General features: G+C 41.1%; 13 protein-coding genes. 10 read left to right on the top strand and 3 right to left on the bottom strand.

Annotated features, from left to right (window positions below; all coding sequences use genetic code 11):
• Positions 1-349: 349 nt before the first annotated feature.
• Both PSE60_RS07915 and ppsR read right to left on the bottom strand, forming a co-directional pair.
• A complete protein-coding gene (locus tag PSE60_RS07915; protein WP_110731879.1) occupies positions 350-1,399 on the bottom strand; it encodes a 3-deoxy-7-phosphoheptulonate synthase in 1,050 nt (349 codons plus the stop codon).
• Positions 1,400-1,522: 123 nt separating this feature from the next.
• On the bottom strand, positions 1,523-2,386 hold the full coding sequence (gene ppsR / locus PSE60_RS07910; protein WP_272665055.1) for a posphoenolpyruvate synthetase regulatory kinase/phosphorylase PpsR: 864 nt from the start codon (positions 2,384-2,386) through the stop codon (positions 1,523-1,525).
• Positions 2,387-2,648: 262 nt separating this feature from the next.
• Between ppsR and ppsA the strand changes: the two genes are divergently transcribed.
• Positions 2,649-5,027: a phosphoenolpyruvate synthase gene (gene ppsA / locus PSE60_RS07905; RefSeq protein ID WP_210840152.1), complete on the top strand. Its 2,379-nt coding sequence runs from the start codon at positions 2,649-2,651 to the stop codon at positions 5,025-5,027.
• Positions 5,028-5,740: 713 nt separating this feature from the next.
• Here the strand turns inward: ppsA and ydiK are convergent.
• Complete coding sequence (gene ydiK / locus PSE60_RS07900) at positions 5,741-6,856, bottom strand: AI-2E family transporter YdiK (RefSeq protein WP_109911261.1); 1,116 nt, start codon at positions 6,854-6,856, stop codon at positions 5,741-5,743.
• A gap of 256 nt (positions 6,857-7,112) precedes the next feature.
• Here ydiK and ydiJ point away from each other — a divergent pair, with 256 nt between their 5' ends.
• The 9 genes from ydiJ to PSE60_RS07855 all read left to right on the top strand — a co-directional run bounded on the left by ydiJ (position 7,113) and on the right by PSE60_RS07855 (position 18,102).
• Positions 7,113-10,166, top strand: a complete 3,054-nt coding sequence (ydiJ, locus tag PSE60_RS07895; RefSeq protein ID WP_272665054.1) for a D-2-hydroxyglutarate dehydrogenase YdiJ — start codon at positions 7,113-7,115, stop codon at positions 10,164-10,166.
• Positions 10,166-10,582: a 1,4-dihydroxy-2-naphthoyl-CoA hydrolase gene (gene menI / locus PSE60_RS07890; RefSeq protein WP_210838283.1), complete on the top strand. Its 417-nt coding sequence runs from the start codon at positions 10,166-10,168 to the stop codon at positions 10,580-10,582. Before ydiJ ends, menI begins: the two co-directional genes overlap by 1 nt.
• Before the next feature lie 411 nt (positions 10,583-10,993).
• Entirely contained in the window at positions 10,994-11,362 is a 369-nt protein-coding gene (sufA, locus tag PSE60_RS07885) for a Fe-S cluster assembly scaffold SufA (RefSeq protein ID WP_004910405.1), read from the top strand.
• 16 nt (positions 11,363-11,378) lie between these two features.
• Positions 11,379-12,878: a Fe-S cluster assembly protein SufB gene (sufB, locus tag PSE60_RS07880; RefSeq protein WP_004910407.1), complete on the top strand. Its 1,500-nt coding sequence runs from the start codon at positions 11,379-11,381 to the stop codon at positions 12,876-12,878.
• Positions 12,879-12,923: 45 nt separating this feature from the next.
• The gene (gene sufC, locus PSE60_RS07875) at positions 12,924-13,670 is read left to right on the top strand and encodes a Fe-S cluster assembly ATPase SufC (RefSeq protein ID WP_004263776.1); all 747 of its coding nucleotides are present in this window, start codon (positions 12,924-12,926) and stop codon (positions 13,668-13,670) included.
• On the top strand, positions 13,645-14,952 hold the full coding sequence (gene sufD, locus PSE60_RS07870; RefSeq protein ID WP_272665053.1) for a Fe-S cluster assembly protein SufD: 1,308 nt from the start codon (positions 13,645-13,647) through the stop codon (positions 14,950-14,952). Before sufC ends, sufD begins: the two co-directional genes overlap by 26 nt.
• Before the next feature lie 5 nt (positions 14,953-14,957).
• Positions 14,958-16,196 carry a cysteine desulfurase SufS gene (gene sufS, locus PSE60_RS07865; protein ID WP_210838287.1) on the top strand — a complete coding sequence of 413 codons (1,239 nt, stop codon included), beginning with the start codon at positions 14,958-14,960 and terminating at the stop codon, positions 16,194-16,196.
• Positions 16,197-16,229: 33 nt separating this feature from the next.
• The gene (sufE, locus tag PSE60_RS07860; protein ID WP_210838289.1) at positions 16,230-16,646 is read left to right on the top strand and encodes a cysteine desulfuration protein SufE; all 417 of its coding nucleotides are present in this window, start codon (positions 16,230-16,232) and stop codon (positions 16,644-16,646) included.
• 391 nt (positions 16,647-17,037) lie between these two features.
• Positions 17,038-18,102: a L,D-transpeptidase family protein gene (locus PSE60_RS07855; RefSeq protein WP_272665052.1), complete on the top strand. Its 1,065-nt coding sequence runs from the start codon at positions 17,038-17,040 to the stop codon at positions 18,100-18,102.
• The last annotated feature ends 63 nt before the right edge of the window (positions 18,103-18,165 follow it).

Here is an 18,165-nt window from a genome sequence, read left to right as displayed (position 1 = left end):
TTCAAAATTTGCTGGCTGCCTGGATAAAATCTCTGGGTGGCATGCAATGAGTGTTCGCGTAGTGTATTTATTTGTTAGAACTATTTATCACTGTAATGTTGTAGTGGATAGTCGGGCTGGGCTACAGGAAACCTAACGCATAAATTAGTTCGTAGTGAGAATTATTATCGTTAGTGTGGGGTGGGTCAAGATTTTTTTGGATTAAAATTCTATTTTATTTTGATTAATTAGATTATTATATCGATTTAATTATATTTAAATAATAATTATTTCTGCTATAAATATAAAAAAGCCCTTTAGTGAACGAAACTAAAGGGCTTGTAATAGAAGAATTTTGGAGTTATTGGGTTTATTTAAAGCGTGATTCAACAGCTTGAGCAAGAATTTCAATAAGTTGCTCGGTATCTTCCCAGCCAAGGCATGGGTCGGTAATTGATTGGCCATAAACCAAAGGTTGGTCAGAAACCACTTTTTGCGTGCCTTCAACCAAGAAGCTTTCTGCCATTACACCACTGATAGCAGTAGAACCATCTTTTATTTGTTCAGCGATATCTCGAGCAACTTCGAGTTGACGACGGTGAATTTTTTGGCAATTACCATGGCTGAAATCGACGACTAAATGCTCTGGTAATTCAAATTTACGTAGTTTGTCACAAGCTGCGGCTAAGTCACCGGCAGTGTAATTAGGTTGTTTACCCCCACGCATAATGATATGACCATGTGGGTTACCACTAGTTTGGTAAATGGTCATTTGCCCGTTTTTATCTGGTGATAAAAACATGTGCTGTGCCTTTGCAGCTCTTATTGCATCAATGGCAATATTAATATTACCATCTGTACCATTTTTGAAGCCAACAGGGCAAGACAATGCAGATGCCATTTCACGGTGAATTTGGCTTTCTGTTGTGCGAGCGCCTATTGCACCCCAACTAATCAGATCTGCAATATATTGCCCGGTGACCATATCAAGAAATTCGGTTGCCGTGGCTAACCCTAATTGGTTAACTTCAATTAATAATTTACGAGCTAACCGGATACCGGTATTAACTTGGCAAGAATTATCAAGGTTTGGGTCAGAAATTAACCCTTTCCAACCCACGACAGTACGTGGTTTCTCAAAGTAAGTTCGCATGACGATTTCTAAACGGTCTTGATGATGCTCTCTTAATGCGTTTAATTTTTTAGCGTATTCAATAGCAGCATCGATGTCATGAATCGAACAAGGGCCAACAATAACCAGTAAACGCGGATCTTGACCGGATAAAATTTGCTCTATGCGTTTACGTGACGCTGTCACGTTTTCGGCGACTTTTTGGGAAATAGGAAACTCATCAGCGAGAGTTTGCGGGGTAATTAAGCTATCCACTCTCGCAGTACGTAATTCATCAGTTTTGTGCATTTTCTTTCTCAAAGAACTTTAATAGGCGTATGCCCTATAAGTGATTAAGATCACAATAAACGAATGTGGCGTAATTTCAACCTTCAACTTAGCAGGAATGAATATTTTTTTTATTTGTATTCATCAAAAGATTCGTCTTTGTAAGCCCATGGTATCAATCACTTTTGCGGAAATTTCTTCAACAGAGTAGTTAGTTGTATTTAAGTAGTTGATTTTATTTTGTCTAAATAAAGCTTCAACTTCAGCTATCTCAATACGGCATTGCCTTATGGAGGCATAGCGGCTATTTTCACGGCGCTCTTCACGGATGGCTGCTAACCGTTCAGGGCTAATGGTTAAACCGAACAATTTATGCGTATATGGGCGTAATGCTGCAGGTAACTGTAAGTTATCCATATCGTCAGCCGTAAATGGGTAGTTTGCTGCTTGGATACCAAATTGCATCGCTAAATAGAGGCTTGTTGGTGTTTTACCACAACGTGAAACCCCTATCAGTATCACTTGGGCTTGGTCTAGGTTTCGTAACGAAATCCCATCGTCGTGAGCCAGTGTGTATTCAATGGCAGCGATACGTGCATCATATTGATTCATATTCTGCATAGATAAACCATGGGTTCGGTTAAGTTTGGGCTCAGGTTCTAGGCCGACTTCTTTTTGAATCGGGGCGACTAAGCTCTGGACGATATCTTGGCAGAACCCGGCACTTTGAGTAATGATTTGCTTTACTTCGGGGGAGATAATCGAATAGAAAACCAAAGGGCGCAACTGCGTTTCATGGAAGATAATATCAATTTTTTGTTTAATTTCCTGCGCGCGAGCTTCGCTTGTGACAAACGGCAGAGTATAAGAAATAAATGACAGAGGAAATTGAGAAAGTACGGCGTGTCCTAAAGTTTCAGCGGTGATCGCTGTTCCATCAGAAATAAAAAAAACAGTGCGTTGAACTTGGCTTGCCATATTATTCATTGCTCCTAATTCGGTCATCATTATTTGTCTCTTATTGTATTTATCACTGGATATTGGGAGATATTATCTTTGTTTAAAGTTTAAAAATTAGTTTATAGGGGGAACTATAGCCATTTTTTGAACGATTTATAGAACAAAAAAGTTTTCTTCAGTGATGGAACGATTCACCTGTCCATCTTCTCTTAGCGTCTGTGCTAGTCTATTTCACGAGGCGAATTTTCGCCAACGAGATTTTTTACGATTTGTACTCTGTCACTAAATTGCTATAAAAGGATCGCTTTCAATGTCCACAAATGGCCTCACTCCGTGTAATGTACTTTGGTATAACCAATTAGGGATGAATGATGTTGACCGTGTTGGGGGCAAAAATGCTTCTCTCGGTGAAATGATCACTAACTTATCTGATCTGGGAGTATCCGTACCTAACGGTTTCGCGACAACCGCACAGGCGTTTAATGATTTTCTGGAGCAGAGCGGTGTAAATCAGCGCATTTATAACCTGCTAGATGAAACGGATATTGATGATGTGAACCAACTGGCTGTAGCAGGTGCTCAGATCCGTCAATGGGTGATTGATACACCACTGACGAAGGAGTTGGAACAAGATATTCGTGATGCATTCGCGCAACTGTCAGAAGGTGAAGCGGAAGCTTCATTTGCTGTCCGTTCATCGGCAACTGCTGAGGATATGCCTGACGCTTCGTTTGCAGGGCAACAGGAAACATTCCTTAACGTTCAAGGGATAGACGCAGTCTTAGTTGCGATTAAACACGTTTTTGCTTCATTATTTAATGACCGTGCGATTTCATATCGCGTTCACCAAGGCTATGATCACCGCGGCGTAGCACTTTCTGCGGGTGTTCAACGCATGGTACGTTCAGATTTAGCCTCGTCGGGTGTCATGTTTACGATTGATACTGAATCAGGTTTCGACCAAGTTGTATTTATCACTTCTGCGTATGGTTTAGGTGAAATGGTGGTACAAGGCGCTGTGAACCCTGACGAGTTTTATGTCCATAAACCAACGTTAACCAATAACCGTCCTGCGATTGTACGTCGTACACTGGGCTCAAAAAAATTACAAATGGTGTATGCCAACAGTAAAGAGCACGGAAAACAAGTACAAATCGAAGATGTGCCAGAGGCTCTACGCAATCGTTTCTCTTTGGCTGATCACGAAGTTGAAGAGCTTGCACGCCAAGCTTTACAGATTGAAAAACACTACGGTCGCCCAATGGATATTGAATGGGCAAAAGACGGTCATAATGGACGTTTGTATATAGTTCAAGCCAGACCAGAAACTGTTCGTTCTAATCAACAAGTGATGGAGCGTTATCAATTAAAACAACAAGGACAAGTTTTAGTTGAAGGACGTGCAATTGGTCATCGAATTGGCTCAGGGGCTGTTAAAGTTATTCATAACTTGAGTGAAATGGATAGAATTCAGGTGGGAGATGTACTTGTTACCGATATGACCGACCCTGATTGGGAGCCTATAATGAAAAAAGCGGCTGCGATTGTTACCAATCGTGGTGGGCGCACCTGCCATGCTGCGATTATCGCTCGTGAGTTAGGGATTCCAGCCGTTGTCGGTTGCGGTGATGCGACTGACCGCTTGCAAGAAGGCCAAGAGGTGACTATTTCTTGTTCTGAAGGTGATACAGGCTTTGTATATGAAGGTAAACTAGCGTTTGAGATTCATAGCTCTGAAGTGAGTGATATGCCAAGCCTAGATGTCAAAATTATGATGAACGTGGGTAACCCTGACCGTGCATTTGATTTTGCTTGTTTACCTAATGAAGGCGTGGGCTTAGCTAGGCTTGAATTTATCATCAATCGTATGATTGGTGTTCACCCAAGAGCGTTGCTGGAATTTGATAAGCAATCTCCTGAGCTACAAGCAGAAATTCGCCAAATGATGGCAGGTTATGATGACCCGATTGAATTTTATGTCGGTAAATTAACCGAAGGAATTTCGACGTTAGCAGCAGCCTTCTGGCCAAAACGCGTTATTGTCCGTTTATCTGACTTCAAGTCAAACGAATATGCCAACTTAGTCGGTGGGGATATTTATGAACCTGAAGAAGAAAACCCAATGTTAGGTTTCCGTGGTGCAGGGCGCTATGTGTCTGATAGCTTCCGTGCCTGTTTTGCATTGGAATGTGAAGCGGTTAAACGTGTTCGTAATACCATGGGCCTAACAAATGTTGAAATCATGATCCCATTCGTTCGAACGGTTGCACAGGCGGAAGCCGTAGTTGCAGAATTGGCTAAACATGATTTGAAACGTGGTGAAAATGGCTTAAAAGTTATTATGATGTGCGAAATCCCATCAAATGCTTTACTGGCTGATCAATTCCTCGAACATTTTGACGGTTTCTCTATCGGTTCGAATGATATGACTCAGTTAACGTTAGGTCTTGATAGGGACTCGGGGGTTGTTTCTGAATTATTCGATGAACGAAACGATGCCGTGAAAGCGATGCTATCCATGGCAATACAGGCTGCGAAACGCCAAAATAAATATGTAGGCATTTGTGGGCAAGGGCCATCCGATCATCAAGATTTTGCTCAATGGTTGGTTGATGAAGGTATTGATAGTTTATCTTTAAACCCTGACACCGTCGTGCAAACATGGCTAACGATAGCTGAAAATCAATAACTATTTAGTTTTTTAATTATCAAGGCTGAATGTGAATAACATTCAGCCTTTGTGTTTACTTAATCAAAACTACCTATTATAGAAATTGATAAATTCTATAATAGGTAGTTTGATATTAAATAGTTTTGAATAAGTGGTTGTGTAATGCTTTTTAGGCATAAACAACCAATAAGTCTTATATAATTACCCTTATTATGTGTATTAAATTTAATAGGCAAATATATGCTAAATAAGAGTAACGCAAGTTAATTAATTATATAACGCTAAAGGAGTATCATAACGAATAATAATGACAAAAATTGATGTTAATCAATAATTATAAAGTGATGTTCTGATTATGACATGAATAGTATTCATATTAAATAAAGATAAAAAAAAAGCCTATCATGGGCTGACAGGCAAAGACTACACACAGCAATTCAGTTTTAATAAAGCAACGCCTAAAGGGGGAAGGGCGCGGCTTCTTAGATTCATATGATTCAATAATTGAATATTAAACTATTCATATTATACAATCATTAAGAACACTCTCAATATTAATATTACTCATTGTTACTTAAAGAGAATTAATTCAATAGATTTATGTTAACATAAATTAGACTAAATACTAACGTTAGAATGTTAAATATTGTTTCTAAATATTAATGGAGCTGGATTTATTAAGTTCGCAGGCATGTATAGCTTAAACATACCTGCGACTAATTGGCGGTATACTACTTTTTAATCGAAAACTCTTCCTCTAGAAACTTTTCAGTTTCTGTTAAGTCTTCATTCGGAACAGCGACTTCGTTCATCCAAGCTTTTAATAAGCTGTAAGAAACGGCTAATACAACCGGGCCGATAAACAAACCAATCATACCAAATGATAAAATTCCCCCAATAACACCAACAAGGATTAGAACCATGGGTAAGTCTGCGCCCATTTTAATTAGCCATGGGCGAAGAACGCCATCCATAGTAGCGACAACTGCAGCCCAAATGGCCAAGATGATCCCCCAGGTCGTATCTCCTGTCCAAAACAGCCATAACACGGAAGGGATCATGATTAACAAAGGCCCTAATTGAGCCACACAACAAATAAACAATAGAACAGTCAAGATTGCTGCATAACCGATGCCAGAAAGGGCGAGGCCAATACCACCGACGATGGCTTGAATTAGTGCAGTCACGACAACACCTAACGCAACGGCTCGAATAGATTGCGCTGCTAATACGACAGCTGCATCTCCACGGATCCCTGCCAGACGCACAGCAAAATGGCGGATACCAACCATGACTGATTCGCCTTTAAGATAGAGTAAACCACTAAACAGCAGCATTAACATTAAGTGAAAAACAAATCTTCCTGCGCTAATGGCTTGAGTGGCAAACCACCCTGCGGCTTGGCCAAAGTAGGGTTGAATTTTGGCCAGTAAAGCATTACCCCCACTGGCAACTAAGCTATGCCATGCGTAGTAAATTTTTTCACCTACCATCGGGATAGTATTTAGCCATTCTAAATCAGGCAGTGTTAGGCTTGATGGTGATTTAGCTAAATCAATAAGTGGAGTACTGTTTTCAATAATACTGCCAATTAGGATACCTAATGGGATAACGAATAATAGTAATATAAGAAGAACCATCACTAATGCAGCTAACCAGCGCTTGCGCCATAAGCGAGCTTCTAGTCTTAATAATAGTGGCCAAGTTGCAATTACCATCATTCCCGCCCATACAAAGCCAAGAATAAATGGATTAAGTACCCAAAAACAGGCTGCTATCATTAAAACGATGGATAATAGGCCGAAAATAAGTTTGGGAAGATCCAAGCGCTTTTGCGATTTTTCCATTAATGATTGATCCTTTACAAATGAAAATTCTGCGTGTGTAGCAAATTTTTAGGTGAAAATAACGTAATTATTTTTCACGGTTAAAAAAAACAATATTGTGATATGGTTCATGATGACAATGTCATCAGCGGCTGTGCTGTCTTTACAGGCTGTGAAGGTAACTCATCATAGACCTCAAACACTATTGTGCAACTTAAAATAAAGATAGTACATAACGAGTAATGCGAACACTAAACAACAAGAGTCATCGTTAATAATGATCCCGCGTATATCAGAAGCTCCTCATCTTAGTCATTTAGTTATTGAGTTCTTGCATGAGCTACAAGAACACGGTTTTACTGGGGATAACGGCACCAGCTATGCTGAGCGTTTATCCATGGCGACAGACAATAGTATTTACCAACTATTACCCCAAGCGGTTGTGTTTCCGCGTTCGAGTGCAGATGTACAAATAATCACTCGGCTTGCGGGGCAAGCGAAATTTCGTGAGCTTAGCTTTACCCCACGGGGAGGGGGAACGGGAACTAATGGGCAATCCTTAACCGAAGGGATTGTTGTGGATATGTCCCGTTATATGAATCGAATTTTAGAAATAAACCCAGAGCAAGGTTGGGTTAAGGTTGAGGCGGGGGTCATCAAAGACCAATTAAATCAATACCTCAAACCTTATGGCTATTTCTTTTCACCAGAGCTATCTACCAGTAACCGAGCAACGCTAGGTGGAATGATCAACACTGACGCATCAGGCCAAGGCTCATTAGTATATGGTAAAACCTCTGATCACGTGTTAGGCGTCAAAGCTATGGTCTTAGGGGGAGAATGCTTAGATACGCGTGCTATGCCTATTGAACTCGCCCAAACGATTGCGTCAGAAGATTCTACAGTAGGGCGCATTTATAAAACGGTGCTAGAACGCTGTTTAAAGCAACGCTCTTTAATTGAAGAAAAATTTCCCAAATTAAATCGTTTTCTGACAGGCTATGATTTACGTCATGTGTTTAATGATGAGTTAACAGAATTTGACCTTACTCGTATTCTCACTGGTTCAGAGGGCTCCCTTGCCTTTATCACTGAAGCAACATTGGATATTACACCACTCCCTAAAGTCCGTCGTTTAGTGAATGTGAAATATGACTCATTTGAGTCTGCACTGCGTAATGCTCCCTTTATGGTGCAAGCTAAAGCGCTATCAGTTGAAACTGTGGATTCAAAAGTGCTTAACCTGGCAAAAGAAGACATCGTTTGGCATTCCGTCAAAGCCTTAATTACGGATGTGCCAAACAAAGAGATGTTAGGGTTAAACATCGTTGAATTTAGTGGCGATGATGAAAATGAAATCAATCAATTGACTGAAAGCTTGTGCCAACGCTTAGATGAATTAATGGCGGATAATCAAGCTGGGGTGATTGGCTATCAAACTTGCCATGATCTTGAAGATATTACGCGTATTTATAACATGCGTAAAAAAGCCGTGGGGCTGTTGGGCAACAGTAAAGGTGCGGCGAAGCCAATTCCATTTGTTGAGGATACCTGCGTTCCTCCTGAGCATCTTGCTGATTATATAGTGGAATTCCGTGCGTTATTAGACAGTCATAAATTGAATTATGGTATGTTTGGTCATGTGGATGCCGGGGTATTACATGTTCGTCCAGCGCTTGATATGTGCGATCCACAGCAAGAAGTATTGATGAAACAAATTTCTGATGAAATTGTTGCGTTAACTGCTAAGTACGGTGGGTTGTTGTGGGGAGAGCACGGGAAAGGTTTCCGTGCGCAATATAGCCCTGAATTTTTTGGTGATGTGCTATACGGTGAGTTGCGTAATATCAAAGCGGCATTTGACCCTGATAACCGCTTGAATCCGGGCAAAATTTGCCCACCTGCGGGGCTGGATGCACCGATGAAGCAGGTTGATGGCATCAAACGAGGAACGTATGACCGACAAATACCCGTCCAAATGCGCCAAGAATTCCGTGGTGCAATGGAATGTAATGGTAATGGGCTGTGTTTCAATTTTGATGTGAAGAGCCCGATGTGCCCGTCGATGAAGGTGAGTGGCCAACGAATTCATTCTCCAAAAGGCCGGGCGACACTTGTCCGTGAGTGGCTAAGGCTATTAGCTGAACAAGGCGTTACACCAGAACACCTTGAAAAAGGCATTACGCAAGACCAACCGTCATTGCGTGGGCTGATAGAAAAAACACGTAACACTTGGCGTGCTAAACAAGGTGATTATGACTTTTCTCATGAAGTGAAGGCCTCAATGGCTGGTTGTCTTGCCTGTAAAGCTTGCTCAACGCAATGCCCAATTAAAATTGATGTCCCATCATTTAGAGCAAAATTTTTAGCGTTGTATCATGGGCGTTATTTGCGTCCTATTCGGGACCATATTGTTGCAAACGTTGAAGCAAGTGCGCCATTATTTTCCAAACTACCTGGCGTATTTAATTTCTTCTTGCGTCAACCAGTGGTGCAAAAATTGAGCCAGCACACCATTGGTATGGTCGATTTACCGTTATTTTCTCAACCAACGTTAAAACAAGAACTTTCAGGCCATGCTGCGGTTTCTCTCACGCTTGAACAACTTGAAAGTATGACTGCTTCACAGCGTGAAAACTATGTGCTGGTGGTTCAAGACCCTTTCACTAGTTATTACGATGCCAAAGTGGTGGCAGATTTTGTCCATTTAATTGAGAAATTAGGTCTTAAGCCTGTGTTGCTACCGTTCTCGCCGAATGGAAAAGCACAACACATCAAAGGCTTTTTAGCGAAGTTTGCTAAAACGGCTCGTAAGACGGCAGATTTTTTAAATCGAGTGGCAAGATTGCAGTTGCCAATGGTCGGTGTTGACCCCGCACTAGTACTTTGTTATCGCGATGAATATCATGAAATTTTAGGCAAAGATCACTGCCAATTTACGGTGATGTTAGCGCATGAATGGTTAATGACATTGCCTGAACCACACAATGTGCAAACCACATCGACCCAGCCGTGGTATTTTTTCGGTCATTGTACTGAATCTACGGCTTTACCTAATAGTGCGAATCAATGGGCGGTGTTATTTGCACGCTTTGGGCAAACATTAAATAATGTTAGTGTTGGCTGTTGTGGCATGGCTGGGACTTATGGGCACGAAGTGGCCAATCTTGAAAATTCAAAAGGAATATATAACTTATCGTGGAAGGAGGCGATGTCTTCTTTGCCAAAAGAACGTTGTTTAAGTTCAGGTTATTCCTGTCGTAGCCAAGTTAAACGCATGGAAAATGTATCGATAAAACATCCGATTCAAGCGCTGCTGGAGATAGTTTAATGATTTGGAAACGTCAATTTAATTTGCAGCAACTCGCTGAAATGTCAAAAACCTGCATGTTAGGGCATCTCGGTATTGAAATTACAGTAATTGGCGATGATTATTTAGAAGGGATAATGCCTGTTGATCATCGCACCAAACAGCCTTTTGGGTTATTGCATGGCGGTGCTTCTGTTGTATTAGCTGAATCCTTAGGTTCAATTGCGGGTTATATGTGCTCGGAAGGAGAACAAAAGGTGGTCGGGTTGGAAATCAATGCCAATCATGTTCGGGCGGCTCGCTCAGGGGTTGTTAAAGGCATATGTAAACCTATTCACTTAGGGCGTCGTCAGCAAGTATGGAATATTGAGATTTTCAATGAGCAAGGCAAATTGTGTTGTACTTCTCGCCTGACAACCGCTGTATTATTTGAATGATAACCACTTTAACTGTATGGGTTTTTTGGCTGGAGATAGGCCAGAAAACCCGATAAAACCCTTTACTTTGTATGGCTTTATGCCCATTCTTTCTATAAATTCATTTTTTATCAAGTTAATTAAGTTGTATAATAAATGCACCTTTATTAATTTGTGTCATTTAAGTGTATTATTTAGTACAAATTTAAATAAAAAACACAACTCTACTTATTTGTTGTTTATCAATTGGTTAGGCTTGTTTTCTTGTCGTTTTGTTTGCTTTTTGACCTGAGTGCGAGCAAAAAAAGTGCTAAAATAGCTATAACCTCTTAAAACAAATGGTTGAAGTCAATTAGCTAATCATTACCATAGGGTAGGCAGAGTTAATCTCCTGATAACAGGCTGAAAAGCCATAAGAAATGTGGGGTCAATATGACTGACGGTGTAGAGACATTTTCATTTGATGAAAACAATTGGCAGGGAGTTAGCCTGACACAAAGCGCTGCAAAACAAATCAAAAAATTGATGGTGCAAAACCCAAATACAAAAGGGCTTTCACTCGGCGTAAAACAGTCTGGCTGCGCAGGTTTCGGTTATGTGTTTGAAATGATCGAAAACCCAACAGACCAACACCTGTTATTTGAACTCGATGGTGCACACCTTTATGTGCCAAAAGAAGCAATGCCATTTATTGATGGTACAGTCGTTGATTTTGTCCAAGAAGGGCTGAATCAAATTTTCAAATTTAATAACCCGAAAGCCCAACATGCCTGTGGGTGTGGTGAAAGCTTCGGCGTTTAACATGTGAAGTCAGATTATGTCACAGAGCAATGTAGAAGTTGGCGATGATGTTCAAAGCTGGCTTGATGACCAGCGTTATAAAGAAGGCTTCTTTACCGAAGTCGCAACGGATGAAATGGCGAAAGGCATCAACGAAGATGTTATTCGCGCAATTTCAGCTAAACGTAATGAGCCTGAGTGGATGCTCCAATTCCGTCTTGATGCCTTTAATCACTGGAAAGGCATGGAAGAACCTCATTGGCTTAAAGCAAATTACCCAAATCTCGATTACCAAGACTACAGCTATTATTCTGCGCCATCTTGTGGCTCATGTGATGATACCTGTGGTTCGCAATCTGGTGCTACACAAGGCACTGGTGTGGCGGAAACCAATAATTATTTAACGGCTGAAGTTGAAGAAGCCTTTAACCAATTAGGTGTTCCTGTACGTGAAGGGAAGGCCGTTGCGGTTGACGCCATTTTTGACTCGGTCTCAGTATCTACAACTTACCGTGATGACTTAGCGAAACATGGTGTTATTTTTTGTTCGTTCAGTGAGGCTATTCAAGAGTACCCTGAACTGGTACAGAAATACCTCGGGTCAGTCGTTTCGAGCCATGATAACTTTTTTGCTGCATTAAATGCGGCAGTGGCTTCAGATGGTACCTTTGTGTATGTACCAAAAGGCGTACACTGCCCAATGGAGCTATCAACGTATTTTAGGATCAACGCAGCCAAAACCGGCCAGTTTGAGCGCACGATTTTAATTGCTGATGAAGGTAGTTATGTGAGCTATATCGAAGGGTGTTCCGCACCTGTTCGTGATAGTTATCAGCTCCATGCAGCGGTTGTTGAAGTTATTATTCATAAAGATGCCGAAGTTAAATATTCGACTGTCCAAAACTGGTTCTCCGGTGGAGATAGCGAAGCCGGTGGGATCCTAAACTTTGTTACTAAACGCGCATTGTGTGAAGGTGAAAATTCAAAAATGTCATGGACACAGTCAGAAACTGGCTCTGCCATCACATGGAAATACCCAAGCGTTATCCTTAAAGGGGACAACTCTGTCGGTGAATTTTACTCCGTTGCATTAACGAACGGTAATCAACAAGCGGATACCGGAACGAAAATGATCCATATCGGGAAAAACACTCGTTCAACGATCATTTCTAAGGGGATTTCTGCAGGTAAAAGCCAAAACAGTTATCGCGGTTTAGTGAAAATTCTACCGAGTGCACATAACGCTCGTAACTTTACCCAATGTGACTCTATGTTAATTGGTACCCAATGTGGTGCACATACATTCCCATATGTGGAAGTTAAGAATAATACGGCACAACTCGAACATGAAGCGACAACCTCACGTATTGGGGAAGACCAGTTATTTTACTGTTTACAACGTGGTATCAGCGAAGACGATGCAATTTCAATGATTGTAAATGGTTTCTGCAAAGATGTGTTCTCGGAGCTTCCATTGGAGTTTGCTGTAGAAGCACAAAAATTACTGGCGATCAGCTTAGAGCACAGCGTTGGCTGATCCTAACCGAGTTTATTTGCGCTAAAGCGCTAAAGGCATGTAAATATGTTAAGTGTTAAAGATTTACACGTGAGTGTAGAAGGTAATGAGATTTTAAAAGGGTTATCTCTGGAGGTAAAACCAGGGGAAGTTCACGCTATCATGGGGCCAAATGGCTCTGGTAAAAGTACATTATCCGCCACACTTGCTGGCCGCGAAGAGTATGAAATTGATAGCGGTGAAGTGACGTTTAAAGGAAAAGACCTATTTGAACTAGATCCAGAAGAGCGTGCAGGGGAAGGCGTTTTCCTTGCATTCCAATACCCTGTTGAAATTCCAGGCGTCAGCAACCAATTTTTCTTACAAACGGCAGTGAATGCAGTTAGAGAATATCGCCAGCAAGAAGCATTAGATCGTTTCGATTTCCAAGATTTTATTGAAGACAAAATCAAATTATTAGAAATGCCAGAAGATTTACTTGCGCGTTCTGTCAACGTAGGTTTCTCCGGTGGCGAGAAAAAACGTAATGATATCTTGCAAATGGCGGCTTTAGAACCGCAATTGTGTATTCTCGATGAAACTGACTCTGGTTTAGATATCGACGCGCTGAAAATTGTGGCAAATGGTGTGAATTCATTACGTTCGCCTGAGCGTTCTTTTATCATCGTAACCCACTATCAGCGTATTTTAGATTATGTGAAGCCTGACTTTGTCCATGTGTTATATCAAGGGAAAATCATCAAATCAGGTGATTTCAGTTTAGCGAAAAAACTGGAGGAGCAGGGTTATGGCTGGCTTATTGACCAACAGTGAAAGAGCACAAAAACGTGCGGAAGTTGCGAAGCTTAACGAGCAAGCAATGTCACGTTTTTCTGAATTATTTGAACAACGACATGGTGCAAATTCTCAACATGCTAAAACCCATTGGGAAATAGCAAAACAAGTTGGTTTACCTGTGTTCCGTCATGAAGATTGGCACTATACTCCACTAAATACCGTACTTGAGACACAGTATCGTTTTAGTGATGATGATGTTGCACTAAACGAATGTGAAGCTTTGGCTTTGTCGATTGACGCATATCGCCTTGTTTTAATCGATGGGCGTTATAGTTCCACATTAAGCTCTATTGATATGGGGCCATTCCAAGTGGCTTTGCTTGATAATCAAGACTTGCTTCCTTCACCTGTAAATAGCGAGATTTTCTTGCATTTAACAGAAAGCTTGGCGGTACAACCGTTAGTCGTCCACCTTGCAGCAAATAAAATAGCAGAAAAGCCACTGTATTTGCTTAATATTTCAACAGGTGGTGGCGATAAACAGGCCACTAATATTAGCCAGTATCGGTATCATTTAACGTTAGATGCAAATAGTAAAGCCCAAGTTATTGAGCATTATGTCAGTTTGAATGAGCAAACACACATGACTGGCAGCCGTTTAACAGTTGAAGTCGGTGATAACGCAGACTTTAGTCACTTTAAGTTAAATGTTGAAAATGGCCAGGCTCAGCATTTTGCTCACAATGATATTGTTATTGGGCGCGATAGCCGTGTGAAAAGTACCAGTTTTTTACTTGGCGCATTATTAACACGAAACCATACCAGTGCTCGCCTTGACGGTGAAAATACTGAGTTTGAACTCAACAGTATACTGCTCCCTAAAGGCAATGAAATTGCAGATACTCGCACGTATTTAGAGCACAATAAAGGCTACTGCAATAGTCGTCAATTACACAAAGTGATTGCGATGGATAGCAGTAAAGCTGTCTTTAATGGCATGATCAAAGTCGCACCTAACGCATTAAAAACAGATGGCCAAATGACTAACAACACGTTGTTGTTAGGTGAAAAAGCAGAAATTGATACTAAACCTCAGCTTGAAATTTATGCAGATGACGTAAAGTGTGGTCACGGTGCAACGGTCGGTCGTATTGATGACGAACAACTGTTTTATCTACGCTCAAGAGGAATTGAAGGTAAAGCAGCAAAACATATGATTATTATCGCATTTGCTGCGGAACTTACAGAATCTATTGAATCGGAAGAGTTAAAACACGCTGTGATGGCAAACATCCGCCAGCGCTTAGCGGAGGTTTAATATCCATGCTATTCAATGTCGCTTCAGTAAGGCAGGATTTTCCTGCCTTATCACAGTCAGTCAATAATCATCCGTTGGTTTATTTAGATAGCGCCGCAAGTGCACAAAAGCCTTTGCAAGTTATTGAAAAAGAAAGTGAGTTTACGTTACATCAGTATGCTGCAGTTCACCGCGGCATACATACTCTCAGTGCAAATGCGACGACAATGATGGAGGAGGCTCGCCAAAAAGCCGCCGCTTTCATTCACGCAGCTTCAAATGAAGAAATCGTGTTTGTTAAAGGCACAACGGAAGGTATTAACCTTGTTGCAAATAGTTTTGGTCGAAAGTATTTCCATGAAGGGGACAATATTGTCATCACTGAAATGGAGCACCATGCGAATATTGTACCTTGGTATATGTTAGCGGAAGAAATTGGTTTTGAAATTCGAGTTATCCCAATTTCTGACGATGGTAGACTGCAATTAGATGTATTAAATGATGTCATTGATTCACGTACGCGATTATTGAGCTTTACACATATTTCTAATGTATTGGGAACAGTTAATCCAGTACAAGATATCATTAAACAAGCGCGAGCAATTGCGGCATCAAAAGGCGGAGAGATCGCAGTATTGGTCGATGGTGCGCAAGGTGCAATGCATCAGCAGGTTGATGTGCAAGCCTTAGACTGTGATTTCTATGTGTTTTCAGGGCATAAGCTATATGGCCCGACAGGTATTGGTATCCTTTATGGCAAAAAAGCTATTTTGGATATGATGCCACCATGGGAGGGCGGTGGGGCAATGATCCGCCAAGTCAGCCTGACCAAAGGGATCACTTTTGCCGATGCGCCATGGCGCTTTGAAGCGGGAACACCGAACGTTAGCGCAATTATTGGGTTAGGGGCGGCATTCGATTATTTAAATGCACTTAATTTACCTGATGCATTTGCTCATGAAGCTGAAGTAATGGCATATGCCTCTAAGAAATTGCAAGAGATACCATCAGTTATTTTATATGGCAATGACCAACGGGAAGGCGTTTTGGCGTTTAATCTAGGCCAGCACCACGCCTATGATGTGGGTTCTTTTCTCGATAGATATGGTATTGCTATCCGTACTGGTCATCACTGTGCTTTACCATTAATGGAACATTATCACGTTCCTGCTATGTGCCGTGCTTCTGTGGGGATATACACCACGAAAGAAGAAATCGATTCTTTATACAATGCGTTACAGCGCATTAAAAAATTGTTAGGCTAAGCACATAAGAAATATATGGTAAAGGAACTGAGCATGCCCGCATTACCCGATGAAAATAAGTTATTACGTAATTTCTCCCGCTGTCAAGACTGGGAGGAACGCTATCTCTATATGATAGAGCTAGGGGGACGTTTACCTGAACTCTCTGAGGTACAACGAGGCGATAATAATTTAATCGCAGGGTGCCAAAGCCAAGTGTGGATTGATATGCAAAAACAAGCAGACGGTACAATTACGTTTGCTGGTGACAGCGATGCAGCAATCGTTAAAGGGTTAGTTGCTATTGTGATTATCCTTTTTCAAGGCAAAACGGCGCAACAAATACTCGCACTCGATGTGAAGTCATTTTTTGAACAACTCGCATTGGAGCAACATTTAACACCTTCGCGAACTCAAGGTTTAAACGCGATGATCCGCACAATTTTATCGCGTGCGGCACAATTAGTATAATCCTACCGAGGGAGCGTTATGCTCCCTTGAGGTTGTTGACAAAGCGGGATAAAAGCGTGGTTTTTCCCGCTTTGTGTTATCAGCCGAAAATCAATAAATTGATTTTCCTAATTTATTTTCAAAACCTATCAGACTTGCTGCCAAACATAATAGGTTTGGCAGCAAGTCTGGAGGGAGTTTTATACTCCCTTACTTATATTTTACTTCTTGGTTATTATTTTTTATCCGACCAATCCATTCAGGTCATTGCATTTGACTATCATAAAAAGACTACCTCCTTATTAATACTTAATAAAAATATTTAATTAGTATTAAAGATATGAAGGATAGTTGCTATTATGAACAATAATCATTGAATTATTGTAAGAACACTATTTTCCTTGGAGTAGGTATGAAAAGAGTTTTGACGGTGGCAAGTTTATTTGTCATGAGCGCCTTATTGGCTCCAGCTCAAGCAAAAGAATATCCATTACCTGACAGTAACACTCGTCTTATCGGGGAAAATTACACGTATATCGTCCCCAATGATGGGAGACCATTGGAGGCCATTGCAAGTGAGCACCAAATCGGCCTACTCGGTATGCTTGAAGCAAACCCAGGAACAGACCCGTACCTTCCTGAAGCGGGTAAAGAACTCATCATTCCAGCGCAAATGTTGTTACCATCAACACCAAGAACGGGAATTGTGATTAATCTGGCGGAGTTGCGTTTATATTATTACCCTGCGAACAGTGAAGAAGTGATTGTTTATCCTATTGGTATCGGCCAGTTAGGTCGCGACACACCTGAAATGGTGACTTCAGTAAGTCAGTCAATTAAAGATCCTACATGGACACCAACGGCGAATATCCGCAAAAATTACGCGAAAGAAGGTATAACGCTTCCTGCGGTAGTCCCGGCAGGGCCTGAAAATCCAATGGGCTTGTATGCATTGCGACTCGCATATGGGCGTGGTGAATATCTCATTCATGGTACTAATGCAGATTTTGGTATTGGTATGCGAGTGAGCTCCGGTTGTATTCGTTTACGTCCTGATGATATTGAAGCATTATTTAAGACAGTACCAAAGGGGACTCGTGTCCAAGTTATTGAACAACCAGTGAAATACTCTAAAGAAGCGGATGGTAGCTATTACATTGAGGTACATCAGCCATTGTCACGGACAAGTAACGATGATCCACAAACCATGCCAATCAAACTGTCTGACGATTTCAAGCGTTTTCTAGAAAATGAAGGGATTGATAAGGCTTTAGTGGAAAAAGAGCTAGCAAGACGTTCTGGTATGCCTGTGCGTGTAAATAATGATCAGAGCAATGGTATCCCAGAAGATGAAACACAACACCAAGGTTTAGTACCTATTGAACCATTCTCGATTTCACAGCCAGAACCTATCTATGACGGTAAAGTTGGGGCCTTGCTACCTGCAAAATACCGCTCTTCTGTTGTAACTCAATAATCCTGACAAAATAATAAGGGCCTATTTTCATAGGCCCTCATAAATGCTACTAGCTTCAAAGAA

It is taken from the genome of Providencia sp. PROV174 (assembly GCF_028480685.1).
GTDB classification, from domain to species: domain Bacteria; phylum Pseudomonadota; class Gammaproteobacteria; order Enterobacterales; family Enterobacteriaceae; genus Providencia; species Providencia rettgeri.
Note: the sequence above shows the minus strand (reverse complement) of the source record. Positions and strands in the feature narration are given on the sequence as shown.

What these genes read in the sequence shown, in the direction of transcription:
- PSE60_RS07915 (WP_110731879.1), bottom strand. Translation starts at nt 1,399, where the DNA reads ATGCACAAAACTGATGAATTACGTACTGCGAGAGTGGATAGCTTAATT.
- ppsR (WP_272665055.1), bottom strand. Translation starts at nt 2,386, where the DNA reads ATGATGACCGAATTAGGAGCAATGAATAATATGGCAAGCCAAGTTCAA.
- ppsA (WP_210840152.1), top strand. Translation starts at nt 2,649, where the DNA reads ATGTCCACAAATGGCCTCACTCCGTGTAATGTACTTTGGTATAACCAA.
- ydiK (WP_109911261.1), bottom strand. Translation starts at nt 6,856, where the DNA reads ATGGAAAAATCGCAAAAGCGCTTGGATCTTCCCAAACTTATTTTCGGC.
- ydiJ (WP_272665054.1), top strand. Translation starts at nt 7,113, where the DNA reads ATGATCCCGCGTATATCAGAAGCTCCTCATCTTAGTCATTTAGTTATT.
- menI (WP_210838283.1), top strand. Translation starts at nt 10,166, where the DNA reads ATGATTTGGAAACGTCAATTTAATTTGCAGCAACTCGCTGAAATGTCA.
- sufA (WP_004910405.1), top strand. Translation starts at nt 10,994, where the DNA reads ATGACTGACGGTGTAGAGACATTTTCATTTGATGAAAACAATTGGCAG.
- sufB (WP_004910407.1), top strand. Translation starts at nt 11,379, where the DNA reads ATGTCACAGAGCAATGTAGAAGTTGGCGATGATGTTCAAAGCTGGCTT.
- sufC (WP_004263776.1), top strand. Translation starts at nt 12,924, where the DNA reads ATGTTAAGTGTTAAAGATTTACACGTGAGTGTAGAAGGTAATGAGATT.
- sufD (WP_272665053.1), top strand. Translation starts at nt 13,645, where the DNA reads ATGGCTGGCTTATTGACCAACAGTGAAAGAGCACAAAAACGTGCGGAA.
- sufS (WP_210838287.1), top strand. Translation starts at nt 14,958, where the DNA reads ATGCTATTCAATGTCGCTTCAGTAAGGCAGGATTTTCCTGCCTTATCA.
- sufE (WP_210838289.1), top strand. Translation starts at nt 16,230, where the DNA reads ATGCCCGCATTACCCGATGAAAATAAGTTATTACGTAATTTCTCCCGC.
- PSE60_RS07855 (WP_272665052.1), top strand. Translation starts at nt 17,038, where the DNA reads ATGAAAAGAGTTTTGACGGTGGCAAGTTTATTTGTCATGAGCGCCTTA.